Source organism: Shewanella sp. S23-S33 (assembly GCF_043359565.1).
Taxonomy (GTDB): domain Bacteria; phylum Pseudomonadota; class Gammaproteobacteria; order Enterobacterales; family Shewanellaceae; genus Shewanella; species Shewanella oncorhynchi.
Window position 1 is genome coordinate 62194 of the sequence record NZ_JBHFFD010000050.1, and the last position, 12622, is coordinate 74815.

14 protein-coding genes are annotated in these 12622 nt (G+C 45.4%); 1 reads left to right on the forward strand and 13 read right to left on the reverse strand.

The genetic code is table 11. From position 1 onward, the window contains the following. Position 1: 1 nt before the first annotated feature. From lepB to rpoE, 6 genes are all read right to left on the reverse strand, one after another. Complete coding sequence (gene lepB, locus ACHA99_RS13155; protein ID WP_393943198.1) at positions 2-919, reverse strand: signal peptidase I; 918 nt, start codon at positions 917-919, stop codon at positions 2-4. 170 nt (positions 920-1089) lie between these two features. Next, a complete protein-coding gene (gene lepA, locus ACHA99_RS13160; protein WP_028760822.1) occupies positions 1090-2880 on the reverse strand; it encodes a translation elongation factor 4 in 1791 nt (596 codons plus the stop codon). A gap of 166 nt (positions 2881-3046) precedes the next feature. Beyond that, positions 3047-3520, reverse strand: coding sequence for a SoxR reducing system RseC family protein (locus ACHA99_RS13165; protein WP_105249858.1), 474 nt, complete (start codon positions 3518-3520; stop codon positions 3047-3049). A 10-nt stretch (positions 3521-3530) separates the two neighbouring features. Continuing rightward, positions 3531-4463, reverse strand: coding sequence for a MucB/RseB C-terminal domain-containing protein (locus tag ACHA99_RS13170; protein WP_028760824.1), 933 nt, complete (start codon positions 4461-4463; stop codon positions 3531-3533). A 12-nt stretch (positions 4464-4475) separates the two neighbouring features. Then, positions 4476-5102 carry a sigma-E factor negative regulatory protein gene (locus ACHA99_RS13175; protein ID WP_393943201.1) on the reverse strand — a complete coding sequence of 209 codons (627 nt, stop codon included), beginning with the start codon at positions 5100-5102 and terminating at the stop codon, positions 4476-4478. A gap of 41 nt (positions 5103-5143) precedes the next feature. Continuing rightward, a complete protein-coding gene (gene rpoE, locus ACHA99_RS13180) occupies positions 5144-5722 on the reverse strand; it encodes an RNA polymerase sigma factor RpoE (RefSeq protein WP_028760826.1) in 579 nt (192 codons plus the stop codon). 190 nt (positions 5723-5912) lie between these two features. Between rpoE and nadB the strand changes: the two genes are divergently transcribed. Next, positions 5913-7526, forward strand: a complete 1614-nt coding sequence (gene nadB, locus ACHA99_RS13185) for an L-aspartate oxidase (protein ID WP_113940667.1) — start codon at positions 5913-5915, stop codon at positions 7524-7526. Between the two features lie 34 nt (positions 7527-7560). On the opposite strand, the gene ACHA99_RS13190 is transcribed toward nadB, so the two are convergent. From ACHA99_RS13190 to lgt, 7 genes are all read right to left on the reverse strand, one after another. Beyond that, positions 7561-8001: a protein YgfX gene (locus ACHA99_RS13190; protein WP_028760828.1), complete on the reverse strand. Its 441-nt coding sequence runs from the start codon at positions 7999-8001 to the stop codon at positions 7561-7563. Then, positions 7982-8230, reverse strand: a complete 249-nt coding sequence (locus ACHA99_RS13195; protein ID WP_028760829.1) for a succinate dehydrogenase assembly factor 2 — start codon at positions 8228-8230, stop codon at positions 7982-7984. The genes ACHA99_RS13190 and ACHA99_RS13195 overlap by 20 nt, the downstream gene beginning before the upstream one ends. Positions 8231-8315: 85 nt before the next feature. Then, positions 8316-9224 (reverse strand): transcriptional activator NhaR, encoded by a 909-nt coding sequence (nhaR, locus tag ACHA99_RS13200; protein ID WP_028760830.1) that lies wholly within the window; start codon positions 9222-9224, stop codon positions 8316-8318. A 115-nt stretch (positions 9225-9339) separates the two neighbouring features. Next, the gene (locus ACHA99_RS13205; protein WP_105249860.1) at positions 9340-9726 is read right to left on the reverse strand and encodes a hypothetical protein; all 387 of its coding nucleotides are present in this window, start codon (positions 9724-9726) and stop codon (positions 9340-9342) included. Between the two features lie 2 nt (positions 9727-9728). Then, positions 9729-10898 (reverse strand): Na+/H+ antiporter NhaA, encoded by a 1170-nt coding sequence (nhaA, locus tag ACHA99_RS13210; RefSeq protein WP_168823431.1) that lies wholly within the window; start codon positions 10896-10898, stop codon positions 9729-9731. Positions 10899-11015: 117 nt separating this feature from the next. Beyond that, on the reverse strand, positions 11016-11810 hold the full coding sequence (gene thyA / locus ACHA99_RS13215) for a thymidylate synthase (RefSeq protein ID WP_393943205.1): 795 nt from the start codon (positions 11808-11810) through the stop codon (positions 11016-11018). Further along, positions 11807-12616: a prolipoprotein diacylglyceryl transferase gene (gene lgt / locus ACHA99_RS13220; RefSeq protein ID WP_028760834.1), complete on the reverse strand. Its 810-nt coding sequence runs from the start codon at positions 12614-12616 to the stop codon at positions 11807-11809. Before lgt ends, thyA begins: the two co-directional genes overlap by 4 nt. Between the last annotated feature and the right edge of the window lie 6 nt (positions 12617-12622).

A 12622-nucleotide genomic window follows, 5' to 3' on the forward strand; every position in this document is an offset into this window, starting at 1 on the left:
GCTATTTAATTCCACCTACACGCTCAAAACGCACACCGCTAGGCACCCAAGTTGGGAGGAAGTCGGCTTTTGAACGGTCAAATTCAAAACTAATCCAAATCGCTACCGCTTTACCGACCAGGTTTTCTTCTGGCACAAAGCCCCAGAAACGACTGTCGGTACTGTTATCGCGGTTATCGCCCATGGCAAAGTAATGGCCTTCTGGCACTAAAAACTCACCTGCGGGTAAATTACCTTCGCGCTTAAAATACCCCAGCATGTCAGGTCGACTTGGGTTGATCAAAATATCGTGGGCAACATCGCCCAATTCCTCTTTATAACGCAGTAATGGCACACCATCTTGGCTGTAATCACCACGACTGATCTCTGTGCGGGCGATAACTTGCGGTTCTGGACAATCTGCTTGCTCAACACCACAGGCCTTCTGGATCATCAACTGTTTATTACGGTAAATAATTCTATCACCCGGCAAACCGACTACACGTTTGATGTAGTCAATTTGCGGGTTTTCAGGATATTTAAATACCACCACATCACCGCGTTTGGGCTCGCCAGTTTCAACCAGTTTAGTGCGCCATACGGGATCTTTAAGCCCATAACTAAATTTTTCCACCAGAATGAAGTCGCCCACTAAGAGGGTTGGCATCATAGAACCCGATGGGATTTGAAATGGCTCATAAATGAATGAACGTAAGATCAACACAAAGGCAATCACAGGGAAGATAGAATGCGCGGTTTCGACTATGGTCGACTCACGAATGATTTGGTACTCAGCTTCTTCAGTTAAATTCGCTTGTGACGCCTTTGCTAGCGCTAAACTCTCACGACGCTTTGGGGCGAAAACGAGCACATCGACTAACCAAATAAGTCCTGAGATCAGGGTGATTAGCACTAGAATAATGGAAAAATACGCTGCCATTGCTTATTGAACTCCTGCCTTAAAAATAATTAAAGGTACCTAACTCAGCGAATATCATACTTTAGTTAACTTACCGTATTCGACCTTGGTAAACCAATGCGATAACCTAACTAAAGCGCCGCAAACAGCGGCGCAATAGTCAACTAAATTGTCACTTCTTATGCTAACGATTACTCATTTAGCTTAAGTACCGCTAAGAATGCTTCTTGTGGCACCTCAACGTTACCTACTTGCTTCATCCGTTTCTTACCCTCTTTTTGTTTATTTAAGAGTTTTTTCTTACGAGAAACGTCGCCGCCATAACACTTAGCCGTTACGTCTTTACGCAGGGCTTTCACGGTTGAACGGGCAATAATTTGACTGCCCACCGCCGCTTGAATCGCAATATCAAACATCTGACGTGGAATAAGTTCTTTCATCTTATCCACTAAAGCTAAACCACGGTGACGAATGTTTGATCTATGGATAACCATAGCCAAGGCGTCGACTCGGTCGCCGTTGATGAGAATATCTAAACGCACCATGTCTGCAGGATCGAAACGAATAAAGTTATATTCGAGTGATGCATAGCCACGGCTAGTGGATTTCAAACGGTCGAAGAAGTCCATGACCACTTCCGCCATTGGCAGATGGTAAGTCACAGCCACTTGGTTACCGTGGTAAACCATGTTCACTTGGGTGCCACGTTTTTCAATACACAGGGTAATCACGTTACCTAAGTATTCTTTTGGCACTAAAATGTTGGCCTCAACAATCGGCTCACGCATTTCTTCAATGTTGTTAATCGCAGGCAGATCAGACGGGTTATCAACGTAAATCGTTTCGCCGCTAGTCATCACGACTTCGTACACTACGGTTGGCGCAGTGGTGATCAACTCTAGGTTGTATTCACGCTCTAAACGCTCTTGTACGATTTCCATGTGGAGCAGGCCTAAATAGCCAATGCGGAAACCAAAACCGAGTGCCGAAGAACTTTCAGGTTCAAAGAATAATGACGCATCGTTCAGGCTGAGTTTGTTCAGCGCATCACGGAAGTTTTCATATTCGTCGGTCGAAATTGGGAATACGCCAGCGTATACCTGTGGCTTCACTTTCTTAAAACCAGGTAACGGCTTTTCAGCACCATTTTTGGCTAAAGTTAACGTATCGCCCACGGGCGCGCCGTGAATTTCTTTCAGACCCGCAATCACAAAGCCGACTTCACCGGTTTTAAGCTCGGTTTTATCAGTTTGTTTTGGGGTGAAAATACCGACGCGATCCGCAGTGTGGTTTTGCCCTGTAGACATTACCTTAAACTTGTCACCTTTTTTCAGGCTACCGTGTTTAATTCGCACTAACGACACTACGCCTAAGTAATTATCAAACCAAGAATCGATGATCAAGGCTTGCAATGGTGCGTCAGGATCGCCTTCTGGCGGTGGAATTTTGGCAACAATGACTTCTAAAACCTCATCGACACCGACACCGGTTTTAGCCGAACAACGCACAGCATCCATCGCATCAATACCGACGATATCTTCAATCTCGGCAGCAACACGTTCTGGATCGGCTTGTGGTAAGTCAATCTTGTTTAAAATGGGTACCACATCTAGATTCATATCCAGCGCGGTATAACAGTTTGCCAGTGTCTGAGCTTCAACGCCCTGACCCGCATCAACCACCAGCAAAGCACCTTCACAGGCAGCTAATGAGCGCGAGACCTCGTAGGAGAAGTCAACGTGACCTGGGGTATCAATAAAGTTGAGTTGATAGACAAGGCCATCTTTGGCTTTATAATCCAAAGTGACACTTTGTGCCTTAATCGTAATACCACGCTCACGTTCTAGATCCATAGAATCTAAAACTTGAGAATCCATTTCACGGTCGGTTAAACCGCCACAAACCTGAATAAGACGATCTGATAGCGTCGATTTACCATGGTCGATATGGGCAATAATTGAGAAGTTTCTAATTTGTTTCATTATGCTGCAATGACTAATACTGAAAATGGATACGGTTCAAAGGAGCGAAATTGTACCTGATTGCGGTTTCAATACCAATCACATTCACTCCTACTTAAGACAGGCCGATAAAACAACGCCCAAAACCGCAGTTAGCTGCTATTTGATAAAAAATAACACATTGAAATTATTGAGCTAATTCGTTTAAATTGATGCTCCTACCTAAATAGGCCAAAATCACAGGCTGAGCATCAACTTCTAAACGTTTAGCCTGTTGCTTACCAAAAGACCACGCAATCAAGGCACCAACGGCCGCAAAGCCCATAGCACCTAGGTTAGGATTAAACTCAAGCAACTGGCCTAAAAATTGTCCTAACGCCGCGCCGACAAACAGGCCAAACAGCGGCATTAAATAGATTAATGCAGCGGCTTTGAGGATCACGCTCTCAGGAAGGCCTAATTTGAGTAATTCACCAGCCTCGCAGCGGCGGTCACTCTGAATAGAAAATTGCTGGGTTTTCGAGGAAAAAGCCTGAGCGACAGCAGAGGTCCCGCAAGACTCACTGTTACTGCAGCTCTTGCAGGTACTCTTAAGTTCCACTTCAACCGTCAACCAGCCTTGACTATCACTGGAGACGACTCTGGCAATTTCTTCCATCATAATCGGCGTCCTATTCTAGCGTCAGACTTTTAGCAATGCGCGTTAAGGTTTCTGTCGGCACTTTACCCACAGCAACCACTTCGGCATTACCGACTTTTTCTGAGACTAACGACAAGCCATTACGGGTAATTAATTCTTCAGGCAATGGACTCGTGCCCGCACGCGCCACATAAACAGAAATATTTGCCAGTCCATCGGTCAGTGCTATGTATTCCACCGCTTCGTGACTGCCAATTAATCTATGGTGGTCGCGCACTACCACAGTAAAACCTGCGGGTAACCAAGCAAATTGCCAGTTTTGACCGTCTTGGCGCTCGGCTTGATCGATAACTGCCGGCCACTCTTGCTTATAGGCCTCTTGCAAAATGGCTGGCGGCTCGCTGAATTCAATGAGTTCAATCACCATGATCTGCTCAAGTAATTGCTTATCTTGAGTCAGCATGTCGTATCTCAGCGGCAGATAGGTTTCCATATCAAGCCAAATTTGAAAGCCATAACGGAATTCATCATTAGGCAACAGGCGGATCATCTGCCCCGGACGCCCAGCGATACGGGTACGGCCACCGAGTACAAACTGATAACCCACTTCTAAGTCCGCCATATTGGCAGAGAAAGCAGCGGGCCAGACACCTTGAATATGATTAGAAACGATACTATACGCAGGCTCATCGTGCTCAATAAAGGTGACACGATTACCGACACGCACTGCATTTTTGGGTGGACCGTTAAGGTATTCTAGAAAGGCAACTTCTTGATTATTCACCTTACCGTGCAGGTAAACCAAAGGCCGAATATGATCGGCCTGAAGTTGAATAATCGATGCTTTAAACTCTTTCTCTCGTAAAGCCTGACTCATTTTCTCGAGCCAAGCTTTGGCAGGCATGTCCTCCTGCGCGGTTGCAGGAAAGACCAAGGCTAATAAAGCCAACAGGATTAGACGCAAGCTAACTCCTCGTTATTGATTGACCGGAACGGGTACGACCTCGGTATTGTCCTCTACAACCGCACCAGTATTCAATCGTTGTTGCAACATATGATCTTGGATATAAGTATTAATTCGGCGACGTTGCTCATTTACCTGATCATTGGTATAGCCTTGATTCTGTTGTACAGGACCGGTTTGTAGGCTCACAGGTGATGCGCTACCAATCAGCGGCCTTGTAATTAACACGGGCGATGGTGACGCGGCATCATCGGCGGTTTGATTGTAATTCTGCACACCCACAATCGCAAACATAGCAACCGTCGCAGCAATGGCATATTGACCAAATTGCTTAAATAAAGGTACGACGCGGCTTTGCTCCGAATTGGCGGCAATTTGTGGCGTTACAGGTGCAGTAACTTTAGACGCATGATGCTTAGGCGCAACTATCGCTGGCTCAAGTTCAATGGCGGCAGCAATGCTAGCAGAGAGATCTAACACAATAGTCTGCGGCAATTCGCCACGCATGGCATCGCCTATCATATGATAGTTATGCCATTTATCATGTGAATGTGTATCAGCAGATAACTCTGCCATGGTCTGCTCATCAGTCTCTCCATCGACTGCGGCAGATACCCATTCTTGACCTAATTTATCCATTTTTCACCTGTCTAAATATAAGGGTTTCTTAAAATAAGAATTTAGGCTTCCAGCAAAGGCTGGAGCTTTTTATCGATTGCTTCTCGTGCTCGGAAGATACGTGATCTTACGGTCCCGACAGGACAATCCATGACTATGGCAATATCTTCGTAACTCATACCATCGAGTTCACGCAATGAGATGGCCATTCGTAATTCTTCAGGCAAGGTCTCTAATGTATCGAAAATCACTTTTTTGATTTCATCCGATAACATTAACCGTTCTGGGGAGGCAAACTCCTTCAGCGCGTCACTACCTTCGTAATATTCGGCATCTTCTGCATCAACATCATTCGCAGGCGTTCTACGCCCCTGTGATACGAGATAATTCTTCGCAGTGTTTACTGCGATGCGGTACAACCAAGTATAAAATGCACTTTCACCGCGAAAGTTTGGCAAAGCTCTGTAAGCTTTGATAAACGCTTCCTGTGCGACATCAGCAACGTCCGCTTGGTTCCGTACATAACGGGATATCAAGCTAATGACTTTACTTTGATATTTAAGCACTAACAGGTTAAAAGCGTTTTTATCACCTTGTTGTACGCGCTCAACTAATTGTTGATCACTTAATTGTCCACTCATCCGAGCCGACTTCTCCTAAATCTAAAATGCTGATTTCTCAGTCGCTCGAATCATATTCACTTATGTAGACTCGCGGGCTTTGAAAAAGTTCTAAAAATTATACAAAAAAAGTAAGGTAAAAAGGAAAGTACCCATAATCGGTGAGTTGGTTTACCATAGTTGGCACTCTTCAGTCACATCATGATACCCGATGAAACAAGTAGTTGAACACCAATCTGACATATTAGTCATAGGTAGCGGTGCTGCAGGTCTGACACTAGCTTTGCATCTTGCTGAAAAAGCAAAAGTAATTCTGCTTTCAAAAGGCCCACTCTCGGAAGGGTCGACTTACTACGCCCAAGGCGGTATCGCCTCCGTCTTCGACGAAAGTGACACTATCGAATCCCATGTTGCAGACACCTTAATCGCAGGGGCGGGTTTATGTGACAAAGACGTTGTCACTTTCACGGCTGAAAATGCCAAGAGTGCGATGCAATGGCTTATCGAATGTGGCGTCGCCTTCGATAAAGAAGAAACCACAGACGGCAACGCAAAAGATGCACCTTACCATTTAACCCGTGAAGGCGGCCATAGCCACAGACGTATTCTGCACGCTGCCGATGCCACAGGCAAAGAAGTGCAAACCACACTGCAAGAACGCGCACTCGCCCACCCCAATATTCACGTTTTAGAACGCTATAACGCCATCGACCTCATCACCACCCGTAAATTAAATCGCCCAGGTAACCGTGTGTTAGGCGCTTATGTCTGGAATCGCAATGAAGAACACGTCGAAACCGTTAAGGCTAAGTTTGTCGCGTTAGCGACTGGTGGTAGCTCAAAGGTTTATCAATATACCTCAAACCCCGATGTCGCTAGTGGTGATGGTATTGCCATGGCATGGCGTGCAGGTTGCCGCGTGGCGAATATGGAGTTCAACCAATTCCATCCAACGTGTTTGTACCACGCAGATGCGCGCAACTTCTTACTCACCGAAGCCCTGCGTGGTGAAGGGGCTTATCTGCGTCGTCCAGATGGCAGCCGCTTTATGCCGGACTTTGATGAACGCGCTGAGCTCGCTCCCCGTGACATCGTTGCCCGCGCCATCGACTACGAGATGAAACGTCTGGGTGCCGATTGCGTCTATCTCGATATCAGCCATAAAGATGCTGACTTTGTGATGAAGCATTTCCCGACCATCTATAGCCGTTGCTTAGATCTAGGAATCGATATCACTAAAGATGCGATTCCTGTGGTACCCGCCGCACACTATACCTGCGGTGGTGTAATGACAGATATGCACGGTCAGACGGATCTCAATGGTCTCTATGCTATTGGTGAAGTTGCCTATACGGGCTTACATGGCGCCAATCGTCTGGCGAGTAACTCACTACTCGAATGTTTAGTGTTTGCCCGTGCGGCGTCACAGGACATAGAAAGCCAACTGCATAAAATTCAAATCCCGGGACAAATTCCAGCATGGGATGAAAGTAAAGTATCGAACTCGGATGAGGAAGTGGTCATCGCCCATAACTGGCACGAGCTGCGGTTATTCATGTGGGACTACGTTGGAATTGTACGCTCTGATAAACGTCTGGAGCGAGCACTGCGCCGCTGCCTGATGTTACAGCAAGAAATTCAGGAATATTACAGTAACTTCAGGGTTAGCAATAACTTGCTCGAATTACGTAACTTAGTGCAAGTGGCCGAATTAATTATTCGCTGTGCCATGGAGCGTAAAGAAAGCCGTGGGCTGCATTTTAATATCGATCATCCAGAGAAATTAGACGCGCCTCGCCCGACTATTTTACTACCAGAAAAGTAACCGCATACGCATAGATTACTTCATCATAAACAGACTAAATCTTAGAATGAGGTTTAGTCTGTTGCATTTTAGCCCGCAGCAACAGCCGACATAAATGTCGATAGTCAGTATCGTCTAACATATCAGCCCAAATCAGCAAGAGCCGTAGCTGAGTATCCACTTCGATATAAATCAAGCAAACAAAGGGCGTGACCCAAGTGCGTTTTAGTACCTGAAAGTGCTCCCCCGTTGACAAACGTCCCTCGCCTTTATCACTCAGCACAAAATCTAAACGCCAATGCTGCAGTCGCCACAACTGCGACAGCAAAAAAATACTAACAAGTACGATAAACAAATATTTAAGCAGAGATAAGGCGATAATGTCGCTTTGGGGCCAAAGCAGAAATGAGCTAGAACAGACACCAATAAAAACGACCAACGAGAGTCGTTGGTCGAAAGAGGCTTTTACGCTGAAACTATGGTGCCGGTCTTCCACGGACTTTTACTATCATACGAGCCAGTTCAGTATCAGGGCACACTTCATGGCCCATAAACCAAGCAAACAATTCTGGATCTTCACATTCCAACAAACGGATAAACACGGTTTTATCTTCATCGGACATTTCTTGATAGAAGTTTTCAACAAAAGGTTGAAGCAAGACGTCTAATTCCAGCATCCCACGGCGACATGCCCAGCGAACCCTTGCGATGTTCATTAATTCCAAGGTATTTCTCCCAACACAGATTTGGCATTAGTCTATCAGTTCACTGACTAAAGTGTCGATTAACCCTTCATATTGACTCACAAAATTAGCATTGTTGTACTTGCGTATCGAGCCCCTCAAAGAGATCGCTGAAATCAGTATCCAATAATCGCTTTACCGCAGGATGTTGGATCATACGTTCGGCAAACATCACATGGTATTCCTCTTTCACATCGGTGGTTTCACCGAGCAAATTCATACCATGGGAAATCACTTCTTGGCGATAAATCGACGGCGTGACAAAAATACCTCGTTTAAGGTAACCAAAGGCTTTCATCATGGCCGCATCATCGAACTCGCCCAAAATACTGACTTTAAGGTTTTGCTCGTCAAACCAGCGATATAGCTGTTGTCCGAGTGAGGTTCTGCGGCCAGGAATTAATAGCTGGCCTTGCTCTAAACAGGCTGGAAAATCAGCGCTATAAGTCTCCGCGGAGAAAAAACTCACGCCACACTCGCCCAATTTTTTAGATAAAATTTCAGGGTATTTCAGTGACTCACCGGCACAATCCGAAAGGATCATATCCAGTTTATGCTCACGTAAACGCGCCATTAGGCTCTCGTGAGTCGCCTCATAGCAGGCTAAGTGCATAGAATTGTCATTAGGCACTACAGATAATAACACTCGACTGACTAAAGCTTTAGATAAGGCATCGGCAATACCCACCTCGAATAACATGGCATCCGCTTTTTGATAATTAAGTAAATCGAGCATTTCATAGCTAAGGCTAAACATCTTATCGGCGTAGCGAAAAACCAATTCACCTAATTCTGTCGCCTCCAATGTCCGCCCGACTCGCTTGAACAGACTGCCGTTTAACCTATCTTCTAAGGCACGAATTTGCCCCGTTATCGTTTGCGGCGTCAAACATAGGGCTTCGGCCGCCTTCGCGACTGAGCCCTTTTTCTTAATCATCCAAAAATAATACAAGTGGTTATAATTTAAGTGCAGCATGCTAACCCGCTGTTAATGCTCCCTCAAACGCCAAAGCGCTGAGGGGTTACTGTGTTATTTTAAACTCGATTAGTTTAAAATCAGATGATTAAAAACCTGATGATTCCCAGTCAAGTTACTTTAAACGCTGGCAGTCGAGTAAGTTAGTAACTATGCCTTGTAACTGCTCCAAATCGGCAGCATTCCCCAGACTTACCGCTTCAGTGACTCCTGAAACTAAAACGTTACGTTCTGGAATACGTTCGGCGCAATAGGTTCGATTCGCTTCTTGGAAACGTTTACCACCGCGATACTTAAGTGCCCTCGATTCATAACCATTAGTTTCTAATCTCGCCCCTAAGGAATCAGATTTAAACATCAAAGCGCCATCCACTATTCCTTCAAGATAGCTTTGGCAAGTCTGCGAGTTTGCATCCTGATTACAGGCCGAAATTTGCGATGCCGTCGCGGTTGTCGATAAACATAAGAGCGTTGCTATTCCCATTAATTTCAACTTTATCATAGTTATACTCCTTTCTTAGGTAACACTTTTGATAACCAGAAATACCCGACTAACGCTGCCATAATCGAACCGATTAAGGTCCCTAGGCGTGCTAAGTCACCGTACATAGGGTCTGCATGTTCAAAGGCTAACGACGCAATAAACATAGACATAGTAAAACCAATACCGCACATGGCCGCGACGGGGGCAATTTGCTTCCAACCTACGCCATCGGGCAATTGAGCTAATTTTAGTTTCACCGCAATAAAGCTAAATAACATTACACCGATTGGCTTACCTAACATCAGGCCCAATGCAATACCAACAGGAACAGGAGAAATTAACGTCTCCAAATTCATATTGCCGACATAAACGCCCGCATTGGCAAAAGCAAACACTGGCAAAATGAGGAAAGTACTCCAAGGATGCAAACTATGCTCTAAGCCTTCTGAGGGTGAACTGCCATCCTTTGCCCGCAATGGAATACAAAAAGCAATGATGACGCCAGCCAGAGTCGCATGCACTCCAGACTTAAGTACGGCAACCCAAAGGATTAACCCTAAGATGCCATAGGGTAAAAGTGAGGTAACCCCTTTGCGGTTTAACCCAACCAAGCCCGCAATCGCTAAACTGGCAATCACTAAACTGATGGTTGATAAGTCAGTACTATAAAACAGCGCGATAATCACTATGACGCCTAAATCATCGATGATAGCTAAAGCAAGTAAGAAGACTTTCAGTGAAACAGGAACGCGGCTTCCGAGCAGTGCCATAATACCTAAGGCAAAGGCAATATCGGTCGCGGCAGGAATCGCCCAGCCCGCCTGTGTGACAGGATCACCATAGTTAAACAGTAAGTACACACCAGCAGGGACTAACATGCCGCCAATGGCAGCAAAGGTAGGCAGGGAAGCTTGAGCGACACTCGATAAGGCGCCTTCAAGTAGCTCACGTTTCACTTCTAAACCAATCAGCAAAAAGAATATGGCCATCAAGCCATCGTTTATCCACAGGATGAGTGGCTTGTGTATATTGAGCTCGCCAATTTTGACTTGAACGTCAGTGCCTAAAAAGCCTTGATAAAGTCCAGATAAGGGGGAATTGGCCATCAGCATGGCTAAGGCAACAGCAACCAATAACAGGATACCGCCAGCCGACTCTTGGCTCAGAAAATTTCTAATTGCTTTTTCCATCTTGCACTCCTAAAAATCATAATGAATTGAGTGTAGACGAATTGTAATAACAAATATAATCGTAAGTTTCTCCCTAACACCTCGGTTATCCCGAAGTGTTAGACTAAAAAACATACATCACACAGCAACAGGGGCTTTGATATGAGGGTGTGGAGTGTAGTTTGTTAATTCAAAATCATCGAATTGATAGTCAAAAATCGACTCAGGTCTGCGTACAATAGTCATGGTCGGCAACGGTTTTGGATCACGGCTTAACTGCAGTGCCGTCTGTTCCATATGATTAGAATATAAATGGGTATCGCCACCCGTCCATACAAAATCACCTAAGGCCAAGTCACATTGCTGGGCGACCATCATAGTTAACAAAGCATAACTGGCAATATTAAATGGCAAACCAAGAAACACATCACAACTACGCTGATACAGCTGACAAGATAATTTGCCATCGGCTACATAGAACTGAAAAAACGCGTGGCACGGTGCCAAAGCCATTTTATCCAGTTCGCCCACGTTCCAAGCAGAAACGATAAGACGGCGAGAATCTGGTTGAGATTTTATCTGGGCGATAACTTGCGAAATCTGGTCGATAGCATCACCACTCTGGGTTGGCCAACTGCGCCACTGGGCACCATAAACTGGGCCCAAATCGCCATTATCATCGGCCCATTCGTCCCAAATACTGACCTTATTTTCGCGTAAATAGGCAACGTTAGTTTCACCCTTCAGAAACCACAGCAATTCATGAATGATAGAGCGCATATGGCATTTTTTGGTGCTCACCAAAGGAAAACCTTTGCTCAAATCGAAGCGCATTTGATAGCCAAATACCGAGCGAGTCCCAGTACCTGTGCGATCCGATTTATCCACGCCTTCGGCTAATATATGCTTCATTAAGTCTAAATACTGTTTCATTGCTGCTTACCTTGCTTACGAAAAATCAAGTACAAACCGATTAACACCATAGGCACAGAGAGTATCTGCCCCATAGTCATAAATCCCCAGTAGAGTCCCAACTGTGTGTCGGGTTGCCTCACAGTTTCAACCATAATACGGAACATACCGTAACCGACTAAGAACATACCAGAGACTGCACCGACTTTATCGGTACGTTTGCTAAACCAGTAAAGTAATAGGAATAATGCTACGCCTTCAAGGGCGAACTGATACAACTGGGATGGATGACGTGGGTCAGGCCCACCAGTTGGAAACACCATAGCCCAAGGCAGATCAGTGGTTCGTCCCCAAAGCTCGCCGTTGATAAAGTTACCAATACGACCAGCGCCTAAACCAATAGGCACAACAGGTGCCACCATATCGGCGACAGCAAAAAAAGTACGTTTTTGTTTCCACGCGATATAGAGCATCGCCGTAATCACGCCCATCAAACCGCCGTGGAAGGACATGCCACCTTCGGAGATTTTAAATAAATAGAGGGGACTGGCGAGGAAATAATCGAAATGATAAAAAAGCACGTAACCGATACGGCCACCTAAAATCACCCCAAGAAAACCATAAAAGAGTAAATCTGAAACTTGCTCTCGCGTCCATATCCCCTTTGAACGGTCGGCTTGGCGGTTCAACAACCACATGGCCGCAACAAATCCGACTAAATAGGTAAAACCATACCAACGCAGTGCCGGTTCAAAGGTTTGTCCAAAAAGATTAAACGGTCCAAATGAAACGATCACGGGATCGATATTGGGGAAACTCAACGCCATAACACA

Excerpts from the sequence above, each read along its gene's own strand:
- lepB (WP_393943198.1), bottom strand. The coding sequence starts at position 919 with ATGGCAGCGTATTTTTCCATTATTCTAGTGCTAATCACCCTGATCTCA.
- lepA (WP_028760822.1), bottom strand. The coding sequence starts at position 2,880 with ATGAAACAAATTAGAAACTTCTCAATTATTGCCCATATCGACCATGGT.
- ACHA99_RS13165 (WP_105249858.1), bottom strand. The coding sequence starts at position 3,520 with ATGATGGAAGAAATTGCCAGAGTCGTCTCCAGTGATAGTCAAGGCTGG.
- ACHA99_RS13175 (WP_393943201.1), bottom strand. The coding sequence starts at position 5,102 with ATGGATAAATTAGGTCAAGAATGGGTATCTGCCGCAGTCGATGGAGAG.
- rpoE (WP_028760826.1), bottom strand. The coding sequence starts at position 5,722 with ATGAGTGGACAATTAAGTGATCAACAATTAGTTGAGCGCGTACAACAA.
- nadB (WP_113940667.1), top strand. The coding sequence starts at position 5,913 with ATGAAACAAGTAGTTGAACACCAATCTGACATATTAGTCATAGGTAGC.
- nhaR (WP_028760830.1), bottom strand. The coding sequence starts at position 9,224 with ATGCTGCACTTAAATTATAACCACTTGTATTATTTTTGGATGATTAAG.
- ACHA99_RS13205 (WP_105249860.1), bottom strand. The coding sequence starts at position 9,726 with ATGATAAAGTTGAAATTAATGGGAATAGCAACGCTCTTATGTTTATCG.
- nhaA (WP_168823431.1), bottom strand. The coding sequence starts at position 10,898 with ATGGAAAAAGCAATTAGAAATTTTCTGAGCCAAGAGTCGGCTGGCGGT.
- thyA (WP_393943205.1), bottom strand. The coding sequence starts at position 11,810 with ATGAAACAGTATTTAGACTTAATGAAGCATATATTAGCCGAAGGCGTG.
- lgt (WP_028760834.1), bottom strand. The coding sequence starts at position 12,616 with ATGGCGTTGAGTTTCCCCAATATCGATCCCGTGATCGTTTCATTTGGA.